15 protein-coding genes are annotated in these 17,072 nt (G+C 39.9%); 4 read left to right on the forward strand and 11 right to left on the reverse strand.

The window, feature by feature from the left end; genetic code table 11:
- Positions 1 to 136 precede the first annotated feature (136 nt).
- From CPC19_RS08175 to CPC19_RS11895, 3 genes are all read left to right on the forward strand, one after another.
- Entirely contained in the window at positions 137 to 337 is a 201-nt protein-coding gene (locus tag CPC19_RS08175; RefSeq protein ID WP_015005725.1) for a CsbD family protein, read from the forward strand.
- A gap of 78 nt (positions 338 to 415) precedes the next feature.
- A complete protein-coding gene (locus tag CPC19_RS08180; RefSeq protein WP_016389497.1) occupies positions 416 to 580 on the forward strand; it encodes a DUF1328 domain-containing protein in 165 nt (54 codons plus the stop codon).
- A gap of 130 nt (positions 581 to 710) precedes the next feature.
- Positions 711 to 887 carry a hypothetical protein gene (locus tag CPC19_RS11895; protein WP_015005723.1) on the forward strand — a complete coding sequence of 59 codons (177 nt, stop codon included), beginning with the start codon at positions 711 to 713 and terminating at the stop codon, positions 885 to 887.
- A 134-nt stretch (positions 888 to 1,021) separates the two neighbouring features.
- Here the strand turns inward: CPC19_RS11895 and CPC19_RS12005 are convergent, their stop codons facing one another.
- Entirely contained in the window at positions 1,022 to 1,153 is a 132-nt protein-coding gene (locus CPC19_RS12005; RefSeq protein WP_256382246.1) for a hypothetical protein, read from the reverse strand.
- A gap of 145 nt (positions 1,154 to 1,298) precedes the next feature.
- On the opposite strand from CPC19_RS12005, the gene CPC19_RS08185 reads away from it, so the two are divergent.
- Positions 1,299 to 2,024: a Crp/Fnr family transcriptional regulator gene (locus tag CPC19_RS08185; RefSeq protein ID WP_016389498.1), complete on the forward strand. Its 726-nt coding sequence runs from the start codon at positions 1,299 to 1,301 to the stop codon at positions 2,022 to 2,024.
- 26 nt (positions 2,025 to 2,050) lie between these two features.
- Here the strand turns inward: CPC19_RS08185 and CPC19_RS08190 are convergent, their stop codons facing one another.
- From CPC19_RS08190 to CPC19_RS08240, 10 genes are all read right to left on the reverse strand, one after another.
- Positions 2,051 to 3,397, reverse strand: a complete 1,347-nt coding sequence (locus CPC19_RS08190) for a DUF2254 domain-containing protein (protein ID WP_016389499.1) — start codon at positions 3,395 to 3,397, stop codon at positions 2,051 to 2,053.
- Complete coding sequence (locus tag CPC19_RS08195; protein WP_016389500.1) at positions 3,394 to 5,226, reverse strand: sodium:proton antiporter; 1,833 nt, start codon at positions 5,224 to 5,226, stop codon at positions 3,394 to 3,396. The genes CPC19_RS08190 and CPC19_RS08195 overlap by 4 nt, the downstream gene beginning before the upstream one ends.
- 226 nt (positions 5,227 to 5,452) lie before the next feature.
- Complete coding sequence (locus CPC19_RS08200; protein ID WP_016389502.1) at positions 5,453 to 5,668, reverse strand: hypothetical protein; 216 nt, start codon at positions 5,666 to 5,668, stop codon at positions 5,453 to 5,455.
- A 179-nt stretch (positions 5,669 to 5,847) separates the two neighbouring features.
- On the reverse strand, positions 5,848 to 8,985 hold the full coding sequence (locus CPC19_RS08205) for an efflux RND transporter permease subunit (protein ID WP_016389504.1): 3,138 nt from the start codon (positions 8,983 to 8,985) through the stop codon (positions 5,848 to 5,850).
- Positions 8,978 to 10,300 carry an efflux RND transporter periplasmic adaptor subunit gene (locus CPC19_RS08210; protein ID WP_016389506.1) on the reverse strand — a complete coding sequence of 441 codons (1,323 nt, stop codon included), beginning with the start codon at positions 10,298 to 10,300 and terminating at the stop codon, positions 8,978 to 8,980. Before CPC19_RS08210 ends, CPC19_RS08205 begins: the two co-directional genes overlap by 8 nt.
- Positions 10,293 to 11,573, reverse strand: coding sequence for a TolC family protein (locus CPC19_RS08215; RefSeq protein WP_015005716.1), 1,281 nt, complete (start codon positions 11,571 to 11,573; stop codon positions 10,293 to 10,295). The genes CPC19_RS08210 and CPC19_RS08215 overlap by 8 nt, the downstream gene beginning before the upstream one ends.
- A 150-nt stretch (positions 11,574 to 11,723) precedes the next feature.
- Positions 11,724 to 12,083 carry a hypothetical protein gene (locus CPC19_RS08220; protein WP_016389508.1) on the reverse strand — a complete coding sequence of 120 codons (360 nt, stop codon included), beginning with the start codon at positions 12,081 to 12,083 and terminating at the stop codon, positions 11,724 to 11,726.
- Between the two features lie 544 nt (positions 12,084 to 12,627).
- Complete coding sequence (locus CPC19_RS08225) at positions 12,628 to 13,185, reverse strand: hypothetical protein (protein WP_016389510.1); 558 nt, start codon at positions 13,183 to 13,185, stop codon at positions 12,628 to 12,630.
- 71 nt (positions 13,186 to 13,256) lie between these two features.
- Positions 13,257 to 13,733, reverse strand: a complete 477-nt coding sequence (locus CPC19_RS08230; protein ID WP_016389511.1) for a hypothetical protein — start codon at positions 13,731 to 13,733, stop codon at positions 13,257 to 13,259.
- A gap of 1,364 nt (positions 13,734 to 15,097) precedes the next feature.
- Positions 15,098 to 16,999, reverse strand: a complete 1,902-nt coding sequence (locus CPC19_RS08240) for a DUF4105 domain-containing protein (protein WP_016389514.1) — start codon at positions 16,997 to 16,999, stop codon at positions 15,098 to 15,100.
- Between the last annotated feature and the right edge of the window lie 73 nt (positions 17,000 to 17,072).

The raw sequence follows: 17,072 nt of genomic DNA on the forward strand, positions 1-17,072 counted from the left end.
CGACTAGCTTCTTAGCCAAAGATAGAAAACTTTAATCTGCTTTAAAGTTTTTCATTTCAAGCCTTGTTATGGTTTAAACCGTAAGTCGAAAAGCACAATATTTTGTGTGTTAGTTTAACTATTAATGGAGTAACAAATGAATACCGATATTTTAAAAGGCAAATGGAAGCAACTCAAAGGTAAGGCGCAACAGCAATGGGGTGAATTAACTGATAAAGACGTAGATATTATTGAAGGCAATACTGAAATACTATCTGGAAAATTGCAAGAACGTTATGGTATTGAAAAAGATGAAGCAGATAGACAAGTTCAGGCCTGGTTTAAGAAATACAACTAACTAATCTAAAGGGTTAAGGTTTCTAGCAACTGATCCTTAAAGCTGGGCATTAAAGTTTACTTAAAAAAGGAAGCTAATATGTTTAATTGGGCTGTCATATTCTTGATTATAGCTATAGTAGCAGGCGTACTAGGACTTAGCGGTATTGCAGGCACTGCCAGCAATATAGCTTGGATATTATTCGTCGTTGGCATTGTTTTAGCCATTATTTTTATGATTACCGGGCGTAAACCAAAGATATAAATACCTTGGCTAATCATACAATTCGTGAGCCTAAAGGCTAATGAATAAAACTTAGGTGTCACAAAGATCCTAATTTTTGTTAGTATCTTTAGTGCACTACCATTATGAAATAAAAAATATAGGGAGTACGATGAAATTACTACATATGTTTACCATTATTATCACACTTGCATTTGCTATCACGGTGTCAGGTTGTGAACCAGACGGCCCTGCTGAAAATGCTGGTGAAAAAATCGACAACATGACAGAAGATGCTGCTGAAAGCATCGAAAATGCTGGAGAGAAACTACAAGAGAAAGTTAATTAAAACTGATTTACTCTATCAATAGATAGTGTATTAACCCCACAGTTTTAATTGTTTTTATTTCCAAATACTCTTTAGTATTGGTCTGATCGTTAGGCTTGCTGCGGTAAGCCTAACGATCTAGACACACTAAGTACTTATTTATTTCCACTTTTAAGTCGCTCAGCTTCTTCTAGCGCCGCAGTAATAAACCTCTTTTTTGCGTTATAAGCCATCGCTTCATAAAGCGCGTCATTATTGTCAGCTAACGCACTTGTTCCATTATCCATTCCCACACCTTCTTAAAAGACTTTAACCGGCATACTGATGAAAGGTGTAATATGATCAAGGCTTATCGTTTATGTCATTGGTTCTTAACATCATTGATATCATTAAACGTTAAACAACACCTCACTCAAAAACAAGCAGGCCATCATGAGTTGTTTAGTTTCACGACTACGTTACTACCTAGACATCAGTGAAGATGATGAAAATCTAGTTTTAGAACTTGAAAAACAAGAGGTTAATTACAAAGCCCGTAGAACGCTTAATTTACAACAACAAAAAAACAATTTGTTTATATTAAAGCGTGGCTGGCTCTATCGTTATGCTGACTTACAGGACGGCAGACGACAGGTACTACGTGTTCATTACCCTGGTGATATTATCGGGCTTACTGATATTGCCATGTGCGAAACACTCGGTGACATTGCAACTGCCACAGACGTTACCTTGTGCCCTTTTCAAAAAAAGCACCTTGATAAGGTCTTTATCCAGTCCCCAAGGTTAACCGCACTCATTTTTAGCTTAGGCATGTTAGAAGAAGCTATTTTACTAGACAGAATAACCATGATAGCCAGGAACAACGCCGTCAACCGCGTGGCAAACTACATGCTTGAGCTATACTCAAGACAAAAAATCCATACCAATAACACGGTATTTACAACCTTCAATATGCCGTTAACTCAAGATGTTATTGCAGACGCATTAGGCTTAACAAATGTCAGTGTCAGCAATGCATTTGCGCAATTAAAACAAGAAAATAAAATCCTTAACCATCGAAAAAAAATAACCATCTTAGATCCGGACAAGCTCAAGAAGGACTTGAATTTTATCGATCGTTTTTTTGAAATTGACACCAGCTGGTTTCCAAACGCATAAAGGGCAGGAAATATAGTGTAATAAGGTTAAGTTAGCAGTGTAGATTCTTTTGTATTCAACGACACATTAATCACATCGTATAACTCTTTAATATCTTCCTTATCTTTTAGAGCAATGACATCATCGGTATTAACTGAGGAAATGGCTTCAGCTTGAACCTTCAGCGCCTCCATATGCTCTTTGGTTTGAGATTGTAGAATTAACTTATTCAACATTTGTAATAAACAGATTACAACCGCAATGTCATTTTTACCATGCTGACGAATTTGGTCGAATGATGTATCGACAATCCCTCTAAATGTAAATGGCTTTAACTCTAACCTTAACTGCCCACTATCGTCTAAATGATATTGTGTTGGGAATTGGCGCTGCATTAAAAAAGCAATATTTTCACCCAATTTTTTAATACAGCTAATAGCTGTAAAAGGGTCATTAATGCCTGGCGATAAAGCCCTTACCGCAACCTCTACTAATTGCCGAACAGCAAATTCTGGGTCTTGCTCAGGCGTTCCTTCACTACCGATTAACAAATGAGTATTGATGTCTTTTTCTATCTCATCAATCTGGTCGCTTGCTAAGCAATGGGCAATAACGCTATTTGTCAGAATAAAATCACCAGGTTTGATGATAAATTTAATAACATAATCATTATCTGTCGCGCATTTGACTAAGTTGTCAGTATCAATTGCTTGTAAATAACCCGATGTCGTTGAATATATATCCTCACCTTTTTGTTCAAACTTTTTAGTTAAATCATCAGGTATATCGAGTTGAATCGACTGGCTATTTTTATCAGCCTTATTTGGAAATGTGCAATTCATCTGTGTCACCAATTCGTTATTAACTTCAGTAATAACGGTCTCGGCTTGTATAGCAACAGCAATGTGATGAATAAAAAATACTAATAACAATAAATTGAAAATGAGGATCGTTAACAAGCTCATCATGGAGAAAAATGGCGTTGTTTTATCAAGCTCCATAGAGCCCGTAAATTGCAACATCAAAATACAATAAAGAAAGGTACCTATAAAACAACCAAGAACTAATTGGTTAAACCTATCTGACATGAAATTCCTTAGTAACCTCGGCCCAAATTGTTGTGAGGCAAGTGTCAACGAGGCAATCGTTATTGAAAAAGAAACACCTGCAACACCGAGTATAGACGTAGCGGAAACACTCAATAAGGTTCTAATATTTGAAGCACTGTTAAAGTATAGATATAACTCAGGCAATTCGATATGCCTGGCATACAGTGTTTTATCTAAATAAACGTTAAGAAAAGCCAGCCCCGCTCCGCTTATTAGCAAGAGTAAAGGGATCACCCAAAAGTTCGAACTTAAAACCTCAAAAAAATGAATAATTCGTGTTTTCATCTCTCGCCACTGTTTATCTTTTTAGTATCTGTTTGTGGTGGAACATAACTCATTAAAATAGCTATATCTTCTGGTTCTATATTTTGATCCCACGGATAAAAATTGACAAAGCCCGCCTTCGTGATTAAACAAATTAATTTTGTAGATTCCGGGTTACTGTTTAAATAATCGTCTAGTGTGTATTCCTCCGTTAGTGGCGTACTTTTAAATGTCCACCCCTCAGCATACGTCTTTTTAAAATACTCATCATCCACCCCATCGATAAACAAACGATCCCCACCGATCGCCTCACTGGGCTTATTAACACTTTCATCGCTTAATTTATCAACATTAGACCAGCGCAGTTCGTACACATTTCGTTTCCCAAGTTCTGGCGCAAAAAGCGAACAGATTAACGTGTTGTAGGCTTCATTGGGTGTTACAGCAACTAATTTGGTAAAGTGCGCAAGCTCTAGAACCTCTTCTGTTCTTTCGGATAAAACCTCACCATAATGAATGGGAATGTTTTGCATCCTAGCAGATTCTAGCTGCGCCCATTGCGTGTCTATTAGCATTACTGGAATGTCATTTTTTTGTAATTCAACTGCTAAACGTGTACTCCAATCGGCGGCTCCGACAATCATAATTCCGTCTGGGTGAATAGATGCTAAATTTAACTTGCGAGCCAGCCAACCAATAGTCAACCCATGTAAGAGCACCGTCATAATAATCAAAGCAAAAACCATGGGAAGTAATAACTCTGCATCCGCATAGCCTATTTTGCTTAACTCTGAGCCAAACAAACCCGCAACTGACGCTGCAACAATGCCACGAGGAGCAATCCAAGCAAGTAACGCCCTTTCTTGTTTACTAATGTCAGTACCTATAGTTGAAAGATAAACAGCAAGCGGCCGGAAAATGAAAATTACCAGCGCTAACACTAACCAACTTTGCCACTGCAGATGCTTTATTATTTCGGGGTCAATATCCGCAGTCAGTACAATAAAAGTAGATGAAACCAATAAAATGGTGACATATTCTTTAAAACGTTTTAGCTCATGTAAAGTCTTTAGGTTTTGGTTAGCCAGCGTAATCCCCAAAATAGTCGTGGCTAATAAGCCCGCTTCACTTTGTACTTTATTGGCCAACGTATATACCAGTAATACCGCAACCAATATTAATGGAGATTTCAGATACTCAGGAACAAGACCTTTACGAAAAGAACGGGCAATAAACAACCCTAAGCTAACACTCAAAACCAGTGAGACAACAAGGCTAATGGCCAACCCAATAAAAACACCCAGCGCAAGCGTTTCATTTTCGGTTCGTACATAATAACCATAAATCAGCACCACCAATAATGCGCCAATCGGGTCATTTACTATACCTTCCCAACGCAATAAAGATGACGGGCCTTTTTTAAGATTAGCTTGTTTCAGCAAAGGCATTATTACCGTCGGCCCAGTGACTATAATAATAGCGCCAAATATTAATGAGACAGGCCAAGAGACACCAATTAAATAGTGAACTGACAAGCTACCAAATGCAAAGGTTAGTAAAACACTCCACGTTATAAGACGATAAATAACACGACTATTCTGCTTTAATTCATGCCAGCGTAGGCTTAAGCCACCTTCAAATAAAATAACCGCAACACTCAACGCGATCATCGGTTGTAATAACTCACCAAAATCCTCACTGGGGTTAAGCCAGCCGGTTACTGGGCCCATAATAAAACCAGCCGCAATAAGTAGAATCAACGCAGGGATTTTTAAACGCCAACCAATCCACTGTAATGCAATGCCAACAATAAGGATCGAGGCTAATAATTCTGCCATATGATGATTCATTAATAAGTAACCTTGTTTATTTATTGAAAGGAGCGTGCCTTAGGTATGATAAATTTTTTATTAACACCGCGTTTAAACCGCAGCCTATCATTTTAAGCTCTCCTTAGCTTGTATGTATAAAGTGCCTAGTCCAAATTCGTCGTAACAACGTTTAACTCTTCACTCAAAGACAACGTCCTATACGAGAATGGAATTTCAATATTAGCGTCATCAAGCGCACTTTTTATCAAGCGCACCACTTCATCAACGATTGGCTCACCTCTATAAAACTTTTATGCATTTTGCTTTGGCTCAAAATACGCCTAGCAATTATTTTAAATAGCTTTACAAAAAAGTAGGCAATAACAAGAAGAATAATTAATACCAACAACTGAGGAAGTAGCTCAAGACCTGGGTTGAGCATTCCATGCAAAGCTGTTTGTAATACTTTAAGTGCTTCCATTGCTCATATAGTGACGCTTCTTTGTTTCATCCTAAAAACTCGCTTGCCATGATTATCCCTACCGCTTTTTTAATAAAAAAGCTTAATAGATCAGTAACATAACATTATTCTTGCTTTATAGAACATTTTAACTAAATGCCCCGACACCTGATGCCTAAATACTAAAACTGAACAGCGTGTCACGTCTTCTGCTCTTGGTACTGCAATACAAAACTATAAATCACTGGCAATACCAATAAATTCAAAATTAAGACCGTTAACATACCGCCTAACATTGGGGCGGCAATACGATGGGTAACGTCCGAACCAGTACCGCTGCTAAGCATAATAGGAATTAATCCCGCCATGGTTGATACCGCGGTCATCACTACAGGGCGAACACGCTTTGAGGTGGCCTGCTGACACGCTTGTATAAGTTCACCTCGTGTTAGCGGTTGTGTGCTTTTTGTTCGCCGTGTAGCTATTTCCATATCAATAAAACTTAACACTAACACGCCTATTTCAGCCGCCATACCCGCTAACGCGATAAACCCCGCATACACCGCTACCGATAAGTTATAGTCATTAAAATACAACATCCAAATACCGCCGATAACGGCAAACGGCAAAGCAAGCATTACAATAATCGGCTCTAAAAGATTACGAAAGTTTAGATACAACAGGATAAAAATAATCATTAACGTGGCTGGCACAACAAGTTGCAATCGCTTCGCTGCTCGTTCCATATATTCAAATTGCCCTGACCAAACAATCGTATAACCTGCAGGTATGTCTACTTGCGCAGCCAACACTTTTTTGGCCTTATCAACAAAACCCCCAATATCAGAACTGCTGATATCTACATAGACCCATGCATTGGGACGTGAGTTTTCACTTTTTATAACCGGCGGGCCTCGTCTATACGTTAAATCGGCTATCTGCACTAAAGGAATTTGGCTGCCTGTTGGTGTTGAAATCAGAACTCGTTTCAAATTTTCCACATCATCACGCAACTCCCTTGGGTAACGCACATTAACGGGATACCGCTCTAAGCCTTCTACCGTTTCAGTAACATTCATACCACCAATAGCAGTTTGTATGACATCTTGCACATCACCGGTCGTTAAACCATAACGAGAAGCCGTCGCTCGATTGATATCAACGTCTAAATAATAGCCTCCAACAGCTCGATCACCAAACGCTGAAATAGTTTCTGGTAACGTTTTCATTGCACGCTCAATCTGCCCAGATAAGACCTGAAGTTTGTTTAAATCAGGACCAGAGACTTTTATTCCAACCGGTGTTTTAATCCCCGTCGATAACATATCAAGTCGTGTTTTAATCGGCATTGTCCAAGCGTTTGTTAGCCCCGGAAACTGGATTGCCCGGTCCATTTCGGCAGTTAACTGCTGAGTTGTTTTATTCGGGTCTGGCCAATCTTCTTTAGGTTTTAAACGAATAGTTGTTTCTATCATTGAGAGCGGCGCAGAATCGGTTGCCGTTTCGGCCCGTCCTACCTTGCCAAATACGTGGTGCACCTCTGGAAATGTTTTTAAGATTTTATCCGTTTGCTGAAGTACCTCTTTAGCCTTGGTAATAGATATGCCCGGAAAGGTAATCGGCATATATAAAAGGTCCCCCTCATCTAATGGCGGCATAAACTCACTGCCTAATTTTGAAAATGGGTATACAGTCAATAAGATTAAACACAAGGCTAATAAAACCGTTACCTTTCGCCACCGCATGGCTAATCTCAGTGCTGGTGTATGCATGGTGTGCATCACACGGTTAATAGGGTTTTCCTTTTCTGATATTACTTTACCGCGGATGAAATACCCCATCATTACGGGCACCAATGTCACTGCCAATATAGCGGCAGCTGCCATCGCGTAAGAGGCGGTAAAGGCTAACGGGCTAAACATACGGCCTTCTTGCGCTTGCATGGTAAAAATGGGTAAAAAAGATACGGTAATAATAAGCAGGGAGAAGAACAGCGCAGGCCCTACATCACGCGAAGCCGCTGCAATCGTCGTCCAGCGTTCATTATCACTTAGCTTAGCGCCTTTTTCTTTTGTTGCTTGCGCTAGGTGCTTATGTGCGTTTTCCACCATTACAATGGCACCATCAACCATCGTACCAATGGTAATGGCAATACCACCTAAGGACATAATATTAGCGTTTAAGCCTTGCCACTTCATCACGATAAACGCCATAAGAATTCCCATCGGCAGGGTAATAATAGCGACCAAGGCAGAGCGCACATGTAGTAAGAATAAAATAACCACTAAACTAACAACCGCCAATTCTTGGAGAAGAGCCTCATTAAGACTTGCTACTGCACGTTCGATAAGGTGACCACGGTCATATACAGGCACAATTTCTACCCCTTCAGGGAGCCCTTTTTTTAGCTCGTCTAATTTTTTTCTGACCCCTTCAATGGTTGATAATGCATTTTCACCATAGCGCATAATAACCACACCACCGACTACTTCACCCTCTCCGTTCAACTCAACCACGCCTCGCCTAAGTTCAGGCCCTGTTTGCACATTAGCAATATCTTTTAAACGTATCGGTGTGCCATTACTATCAACAGCAACAGGAATACTATTCAGGTCATCTAACGATCGAATGTAACCTAAACCACGAACCATATATTCTGTTTCTGCACGCTCAATTAAACGCCCACCCACATCATTATTAGAACGTTTAATGGCTTGTTTAACTTTATTTAACGAGATGCCATAGGCTTGCAATGCATTCGGATCAACTTCAACCTGATATTGTTTGACATAGCCACCCACCGAAGCAACTTCAGACACACCATCAACCGTTTGTAACGGGTAGCGTAAATACCAGTCTTGAATCGATCTTAATTGGGATAAATCATGTTGTCCGCTTTTATCCACCAAGGCATATTCATACACCCAGCCCACCCCGGTCGCATCTGGGCCCAGTGTCGGCGTTACACCATTAGGCAGTTTACTGTTAACAAAATTCAGCGATTCAAGCACTCGTGAACGCGCCCAATACATATCGGTGCCATCTTCAAAAATAATATAGACAAATGAAAAACCAAAAAAGGAATAGCCACGAACTGTTTTAGACCGAGGAACAGATAACATTGCTGTGGTTAATGGATAAGTCACCTGATCTTCAACCACTTGTGGCGCTTGACCGGGGTATTTGGTAAAAATAATTACTTGCACATCGGACAAGTCGGGGATCGCGTCCAAATAGGTATTTTGATAACTCCAAATGCCTGCCACAGCAACAATCAGCGTGGCCACTAACACCATGAATCGGTTTTTAATCGAGCCGTTGATAATTGCATTAATCATGCGTTATCTCCTGCGGCATCTGCATTTTTGAGCTGCTTGTTTGTTTATCGCTCGACATAGACTCAAGCATTTTTGCCGTGGCCTCACGTAATTTCGATTCAGAATCTATCAAAAACTGAGCCGACGTAACTACCTCTTCGCCCGCTTTTAGCCCCTCTAACACAGCAATTTTGCCATTAGATTCTAACCCTAAGGTTACTAGTCTAGGTTCAAACTTTCCTTTATCACGCACCACAAATACCTGGTTGCGTGAACCCGATCGAATCACGGCTTCAGTCGGAATTACCACTTCGTTGGACTGGGGGTTTGCATGGATAGTTAAATCAGCAAACATATTCGGCTTTAGTAATAACTCAGGGTTATCAAACACCAATCGTACTTTAATCGTTCTTGTTTCTGATTCTGCATATGGGTAAATGTAGGCTAAATGACCTTTAAAAATGCGCCCTGGAATACCCACTAATTGCATTTCCACAAGATCACCTTCATTAATCCACGGCAATTCATATTCATAAATATTCGCATACACCCAGACCGTCCTTAAGTCTGCAATCATATAAATTTCTGTTTGAGGGGTGACAAATTGACCGTTACGCGCACCTATTTTCATCACAATCCCTTCAGCTGGGCTATGAATATGAATATTTTTTTTCACCCGACCGGTTTTATCTAATTCCAACAGTTGATGAGCCGGAAAGTCGAAGAGCTTAAGTCGCTCACGTGAACTTTTAAGTAGCTGTTCAGCGCCTTTACGAATTGTGTCTATCGGACTTTTTTCCAAGGCTTTATTATTTTTAAGTGCCAATAAATACTCTTCTTGGCTAGCAACTAATTGTGGCGAATAAATATTAAGTAATTGAGTATCCTTTTTAACCCATTGTCCGGTTTTATCAACGTACATGTCTTCAACCCAGCCCTCAATTTTAGGGTGCAGCCTAACCATGTTCTGCTCGTCATAATCCACTCGGCCAACAGCCCTAACAGTATGTGACATCGCCTCTTCTTTAGCCTTAGTCGTTCTTACCCCAATATTTTGCGTTGTGACCCCATCAATTTTAACCGTGCCTATCGGTGCTTTATCCATTTGCTCATCGCCTGCATACACCGGTGTATAGTCCATTCCCATTTCACCTTTTGCAGGGACAGGTGAGGTAATCTCGGGGTTCATCGGGTGACGATAGAATAAAATATCACTTTTTTTCGGTGATATTGTGCTCGGGGCACTTGTCTGTGACGTACTTGCAAACCAAAACCCTAAACCCAGTCCCAATGCCAGCATTGCAGGCGCAGTTATCCATAATATCTTGTTACTCATAAATCTCTTCCTTGCCGACAACGGCAATTAATTGTGCCAACACTTGTTGGGCTTCTGTTAAAGCTTTCCAGTATTGGGTTTCATAGTTGTAAAGCGTAATCTGACTTCGCACTAAATTTAAAAAGTCCACCTTGTCCACCTGATAACCCGCCAGCATGGATGCAACCGTTTGTCTGGCTTGAGGAATAATGCCCGTTTTAAATAACAGTACTTGTTGCCTACTCTTTTGATATTGACTATAGGCCGTGGATATTTCGCTATGTACTCGATTCGTTGCATCACGTAAGGAAAACTTTTGTTGCAGCACTTCCTTGTTCCTTTGATCAACCGCTTTTTGCTGTTTATGATCCGTAAAAATTGGCACATTCATACTAAGCCGCACACTAAGCAAGTCAGCACGCTCTTGCCCATTGGGCATATCGTCGCGCACACTATAAAAAGCACCAACATTAAAATCGGGGTAAAAATCCTTTTCTGCTAAGTCTCGTTGTGATTTAGCGGCCTTAACAGATTCACGCTTTACTGCTAGTAAGGCGCGATGTCCATTAGCAAACGCGAATAGTTCAGCTTCTTTTTTTAGAGTCGGCAAATGCTCATCAGGCATAACTGTCAACACTATCGGCTGGTCTGAGGAACGATCAATTAAGCTATTTAAACGTGCCCTAACTGAATCACGCGCGGCTTGTAAGCTAAGTGTATTGTCTAGCAATTTAGACAATTCTAGCTGTGCTAACAACACGTCTTGCTGCAACCCTTGACCCACTTGATATTTAGATTGAGCAATATCCACAAACTGCTGTAATAAACGTTGATTAGCAGCCATTATTTTTAATGCATGATCAAGGTACAACAGACTCCACCACGCTTGTTTCACATCACGCAATAATAACCAACGTGCTTCTACAACCGTATGAGCAGCCGCTTGTGCTTCATGTGTCGCCGTCTGTTCACGTAATGCCAACTTACCAGGAAAAGGAATCTGTTGGGAGAACCCAGCCTGTAACTGAGTCATATTTTCTTGGCCTACGTCAAAACTATCCGTTGGTAAGTTCAGCGCATTAAAACTGATCACCGGATCAGGTAATGTTGCCACTTGAGATGGAATATAAGCCATCGCCTCAGACCGTGCCCTTATTTCCGCTAGGCTCGGGTTATTTCGTAATGCTAGATCAAGCGCTGTTTGTAATGATAGCGCATCAGAATTTTCAGCTTGGGCGTTGCTAAATATTGCTATCAATATAGTTAATTGTGCCCACCTTCTCAATAAATCCATATTATCCTCATCTCTTCAAACGTTGACTTTGTGTTATCAACAAAGGGTATTGAGGGTTCTTAACCGGTAAGATAAACAACTAAAACTAGACGTGTAGCTCTTCTACTGCGTTGCTTTTTGCTTAAACTACAGGCGCATTAACCCCCTGTCTTAAGCAGAGGGTCTGGGAGGTTTTATTTCAGGCGAGAGTGATTCATTAGGCCTTTCGATGGCGCTATAGGTTATAAAAATGGAAGACAAGCCCAACGAGTTAGGCACTACATTGTTTGTCGCCACATAGGCAGATGCATGACCGACACAATTTATATTATCAGGGCATTCACAACCCATATGAGTCTCGTTAACCATAGATGCTTGCTGGTGTTGCTGATGAGTCGCACCGCTATTTGCATGCTTAAAGGCCGTTGAAATATTATCAACATTGTCCATGTTAGAACACGCACCCGATATCGACACGGCCGGAGCGGCCATCAAACAAAATATCAGTAACGATGTAACAACTTTTTTCATCAACAGTTATGCCAAATAATAACGTTTAAATATAGTGCCAACTTTATTCGTTGTTTTCCAATTCTAGCACTAAATCACGTAAACAAACGCTTAAAATCTCTCGCCAAACACATCAAGCCTATAACGACCACAGCTTTTGTAGTGCAGAAGCAGCTAAACATAAAATACCGTCGTAGTACCTAATACTTCATCACCGAAGTCATATTGAGTTTACTTATTAGTAATACGTTATCTTTGGGCCGTTGAAGCTTATACCCCGCACCCTAGTGATGTGGGTTAGATCATAATACGCGACTAAGAAACCAAGAGCTTAGCGTTGTTACCACGAACGAAAGCGTGCTGGGGTTCACCCATTACAACACAACAAAGTAATTACGCCATGATAAAGCCCTTTTAATCATAACGTTTGGACTTAAACTGGCCCCCTTTTAAAATCAATCGAGTCTGACCCTATTGATTTGGTGGAGTTTTGGCAAAAAATGGCGAAGCTATGCCAAAACGGAGCGCAGTAAAAAGTGTCCCTATGATAGCCTTGTTAGGCAATTTATCGGAATTGTACCGATGTAAGTTCACCATAAGGCCCTCTCCATTTTTTAGATAAAAGTTGCTCAAGCTTTTTACTATAGAGCTCGAATACGTTGTTATAGCACTTCCAGAATTCCGGCGTTACTGTTCGTTCTTCCGTTTCTCGGTAAACAGCAGTAGCACAGGGATACCTTGCCCAAGAGTTGACTCCAACCTCCAATGTTTCAAAGACATGACGAGTTCTTTTTGGAGACGGTATTTTCTTACACTTTTTTTGGAGTTTGCTTAAGTTATGGCTGTTTAGCAATTGGTTAGATAATTTTCCACCTTCTATGTAACTAGGATTTTCGTAGATTAGAAAGGCTTTGATAAGGTTCTCAAGAGCAAACGCCGCAAGTAAAAAAACTGACCTATTCGGCGTCGGTCTAGTAATGGACTTAGCGCCATCATTGTATGTGACCATACCTTGAGGCATATCATGCAGCGCATGAGCATTCTCATGGATCAATTTTGCGACCTCATACCAATTGATTGGATGGGCCGCTTGGGCAAATAGTTTGTTTTCTTCGCTTTCCATTGCTCTAAGGTGCCTAACGACTGAGTTAAAGGGCGGCGCGTCTTTTTGCGCCGTCCATTTTGAACGACTTGTTATATGGCATTTATTTCTCTCCCAAAGTTGATGCCATTCCGCTCATTTAAACCAAGACTTTGAACTTCTACTAATTTTGGATTTTGACGCACATACATTTTGAAACCAGTAGCAACAATTGAAATAGCACCTTCTTGACACTCAAATCTATATGTATGTTGTGTAAATCTGCCATTAGGTGACAATCTAGGTTCTTCCATTACCAATTCAGCTATTTCTATATTTCCTTGTTGTGACTCTATGTCAATAACAACGTCATGTGCATTTTCGAATACCATAGTTACTGGTGATACCCAGAATTTATAATAGGTTTCATTTTCTTTTGGATCTACCCACTTAAAGATATAATCAAGATCAAGAAGAAATTCGAAGTCTTCAGAGTTTGCGGTCATTGACCACACAGTCCCGTCATGCCAACCCATTACCTGAAAGTCCTGCTCACTCCAAACGGCTTTTTCCAATTCGTAATTATCCATTCTTTCTATGCCATATAACGCCTTATATAAGGTGCGCGGCTTTATCGCGTCGCCTTGATATTTTTGTTATATGAGTTTCTAACACATAAGGAGGGTAAAACAACTATTTTTAAAAAATAAAAGGCGGAAGCGGCTATTACCTTCACTTGCGAGCTGAACTAGGGTGTCTCACTATAAGGTGAGGTCTGAGCAAAGCAAGGCTTAACCTATAATAGCCTGCCTTATTTCTAAGTACAAAAGAAACCACATATTACGGTAATAACCTGTGGTGTATCGTCCTCATTAGGCCATTAGCATAAATTGGATAGATACTTTGGCATTGCTTCCTTTTATTCCCATTTGGTTAAGCGTCAACGATTACCGTCGTTGAGCGAAGAAGGGAAATTCAAAAGTTTGGTCAAAGCGACCTCCTTTGGTTTCCGTGGGAAAATTGGATTATTTTTACATATAACGCTTAATTTAAAGGGCGCGCGGCTTTTTGCGCGTCCGCTTTGAAATGTTTGTTATGTATTAAAAGTTTTCGGGCACTTATGAATATCATAGCCGCTCCTGTGAACAGCAATAATGATGCTGGAGCCCAAGCACCATACTCAGCACCAAGTGTATTCAATAAAACTCTCACTGCATGAGTCTGGGACAACGTTCCTTTATAGAAATGGTTTCCAGTTATACCCATGTATATACCATGCAAGCATATACCCAGCCCTACATAAGCAATGAACAAGCACCGCGTTTTTATTTTGACTACGCTAGAGGTATTTTTCATCCAATAGATAACGCAAACTATATAGGTGCTGAGAAGAAGCCCTAAATCTATATACAAACAAGCTATGGTGCCCCAAAAAAGCGTTCCGGCAAGTAGGAAGCTATTCACAAGAATGCTAAACAATATAATTACTGTTGTTAAAAAGTACTTCATTTTAGACTATACATAACTAGTTATTAAGGGAATTAAAATTTCCCGGTAATTTCTTTACTTATAAGGACTACAATTCCCTGTAATACAATAATCAAGAAAAAACAGGGCTGTAATTTACGTTATGTCCTATTTCAGTAGTCCATCAGAAAATAGGTCATTTTTTCCAACCACAATCCCAGCGTTTAACAGTAACCATGTGGGTTACACCATAAGGTGCGACTTTATCCAAAAGACAACAGATTCCTTTAAAATAACTATAATTAGGACTTCAACTTCATCAGTTACACCCCTAACGGCATTAACTAGTTTAGGGATTTTCTCACTAATAATTTTAGGCGCATTCTTCAGCTGTTAAAGCGGTTAAGCAATTTATTGAACCTAGTTATTTAATTTAAGGAAGTGACAAAGCGATATCATCACACTCTCTAAACTAAATAAATTTACATTAGAAATAATATCCTAAATTAACAGCAAATTGCCTCGATTCATCTTCCTCGTATTTGAATCGTATATCAGAGTTTATCCCCAACCTTTGCCTGAGTTCTAGGACATACTTCTTTTTCTGTCCACCCGAACCGTCAATTTGCTTTGGCAATTCAACACCTAAGCGCATATTTAACCCATCAGTAAATTTAACATGTGAGAACGCTGAAGCTCTAATAAATGCATGACCACTTCCTTTACGATTACCCTGAATCCCACCACCAAGATAAGCGCTAACTAATACATGAGAATTTAAGTTTACGGCGTACCCATAATCCCCTTCTAAACGCGTCGTTAAACAGTCAAAGCATGATAAATCTTGTTGCTGAATACCAAGTTTTACTTTCCACGCCTTCCCTTTATCACCAGGTAAATTCGTGCTGGCTGTATTTACACTCTCAATTTTAAGAAAATCGAAATGGCTAATATGTAATCCGCCAGATTGGGTAAATAACTCAATCTCCCCCATCGTTAAAGCTGAATCTTGCACATGTCCAGATGCTGCATCTAGAACATCATAGTAAGCAGGTCTAATTCGTATCGAGTACCCATTACCAAGAGATTCATTGTATGTTACTCCAACCTGAGCATAACTAGATTTACGCCCTGTATGAGGTGGATTTAAGGAAAGCTCATTACCAGAATCCTTACTTAGCGGTAGTTGAAATCGCTTAACAAGGGCCTTACGATGCAAGTTATCTGCATCCTCTTTAGTCACAATCTCAGCAGACTTTGCGAATTGATAATAATCTAATATTGTATCTATCACCCTAATCTTTGAGTCATTCGTCAAAGCACCGTACGCCTCACTATCAACAGCCCCTCGAGTCTCAATAATCTTTCTAACTTCATTTCGCTCAGAAGAGATAAGTGAATCAAACTTTTTATAAAACCTAGATTGTCTTGATGGTCGAAAATCAACAGAACGCACCAATGGCTCTTCATGAATCTGACTGTGGTACATGTTTTGAAGAAGTGCTCGAGGTAATGTAAAAAATTGATTTGATGGCATGATAGACACCCCATCAATAATCTCAATAAGCTCAGCTAAACGGTAAGCACAATTCTTTCTAAAGAAATAATATGTATAGGGCTTACCAAGTACTTCCCACGCGTGAGCTACGATGAAGTTAACTTCTCTTTGCTCGAAATTTATTTCATATTCCCAAATATCCCGCAGCTCTAATTCACCATAATTACGGTTATGGAAGTAATAATCAGTCTGGCTAAACCCACCGTCATAGCCACCAAATATTCCTTTCAAAATATAAGTCACGGGGTCTTCATTAGGAGGAATAATCGCACCATAATTAACACTTGGATCAAACAAGCGCGCGGCTCCATTCGACCTATTTGAATTAAGCTTTAATAAAATATGTCCGTAGTACGATGCAGGATTTTCTAAAAAACCAGATGCATAGACAACACTTATCGTCTTTATTGAATTACTTAGTGTCCACTCATCATATTTTGGACAGAAAATTGTTTGGATGCCGGCTGCAACTTCACCTAACGAGCGCTGCAACCAAAGAAGACGAGCTGGAAACTTGCATTGCGCATGATTATCTACAAGCTCATCAACTAATGGCTTCTGAAAAGCTGTAATTGTTGCCTCAAGTTCAGCGTGCGGGTTGAACGCCCCATCTTCCGCATTAAAAAATGCATCATCGTGTATTGCACTAACAAAATTCACTGAACCACTGTAGCTTTGCTCATAATGCATGAGCTTTATCCATGTTGGATGCTGACTAAGTCTTAATTCATTCGCATGATTTATTATCTGTTCAACATCAGACTTACCAGTATTGGAAAATGAAGCTGCGGGGAAAAATACAATAAAAAAAAGTGCAAGTTTTGACAACATGCTTCTTGCTGAACACACGGCTTAATATATAAATTTAGTGACGGAGATAACCCGCCACTAAATTTTCAGAACT

The organism is Cycloclasticus sp. PY97N, from assembly GCF_002443175.1.
Lineage (GTDB): Bacteria > Pseudomonadota > Gammaproteobacteria > Methylococcales > Cycloclasticaceae > Cycloclasticus > Cycloclasticus pugetii.

Excerpts from the sequence above, each read along its gene's own strand:
- CPC19_RS08225 (WP_016389510.1), bottom strand. The coding sequence starts at position 13,185 with ATGGAAAGCGAAGAAAACAAACTATTTGCCCAAGCGGCCCATCCAATC.
- CPC19_RS11895 (WP_015005723.1), top strand. The coding sequence starts at position 711 with ATGAAATTACTACATATGTTTACCATTATTATCACACTTGCATTTGCT.
- CPC19_RS12005 (WP_256382246.1), bottom strand. The coding sequence starts at position 1,153 with ATGGATAATGGAACAAGTGCGTTAGCTGACAATAATGACGCGCTTTAT.
- CPC19_RS08180 (WP_016389497.1), top strand. The coding sequence starts at position 416 with ATGTTTAATTGGGCTGTCATATTCTTGATTATAGCTATAGTAGCAGGC.
- CPC19_RS08215 (WP_015005716.1), bottom strand. The coding sequence starts at position 11,573 with ATGGATTTATTGAGAAGGTGGGCACAATTAACTATATTGATAGCAATA.
- CPC19_RS08190 (WP_016389499.1), bottom strand. The coding sequence starts at position 3,397 with ATGAAAACACGAATTATTCATTTTTTTGAGGTTTTAAGTTCGAACTTT.
- CPC19_RS08195 (WP_016389500.1), bottom strand. The coding sequence starts at position 5,226 with ATGAATCATCATATGGCAGAATTATTAGCCTCGATCCTTATTGTTGGC.
- CPC19_RS08200 (WP_016389502.1), bottom strand. The coding sequence starts at position 5,668 with ATGGAAGCACTTAAAGTATTACAAACAGCTTTGCATGGAATGCTCAAC.
- CPC19_RS08205 (WP_016389504.1), bottom strand. The coding sequence starts at position 8,985 with ATGATTAATGCAATTATCAACGGCTCGATTAAAAACCGATTCATGGTG.
- CPC19_RS08240 (WP_016389514.1), bottom strand. The coding sequence starts at position 16,999 with ATGTTGTCAAAACTTGCACTTTTTTTTATTGTATTTTTCCCCGCAGCT.
- CPC19_RS08210 (WP_016389506.1), bottom strand. The coding sequence starts at position 10,300 with ATGAGTAACAAGATATTATGGATAACTGCGCCTGCAATGCTGGCATTG.
- CPC19_RS08230 (WP_016389511.1), bottom strand. The coding sequence starts at position 13,733 with ATGGATAATTACGAATTGGAAAAAGCCGTTTGGAGTGAGCAGGACTTT.
- CPC19_RS08220 (WP_016389508.1), bottom strand. The coding sequence starts at position 12,083 with ATGAAAAAAGTTGTTACATCGTTACTGATATTTTGTTTGATGGCCGCT.
- CPC19_RS08185 (WP_016389498.1), top strand. The coding sequence starts at position 1,299 with ATGAGTTGTTTAGTTTCACGACTACGTTACTACCTAGACATCAGTGAA.
- CPC19_RS08175 (WP_015005725.1), top strand. The coding sequence starts at position 137 with ATGAATACCGATATTTTAAAAGGCAAATGGAAGCAACTCAAAGGTAAG.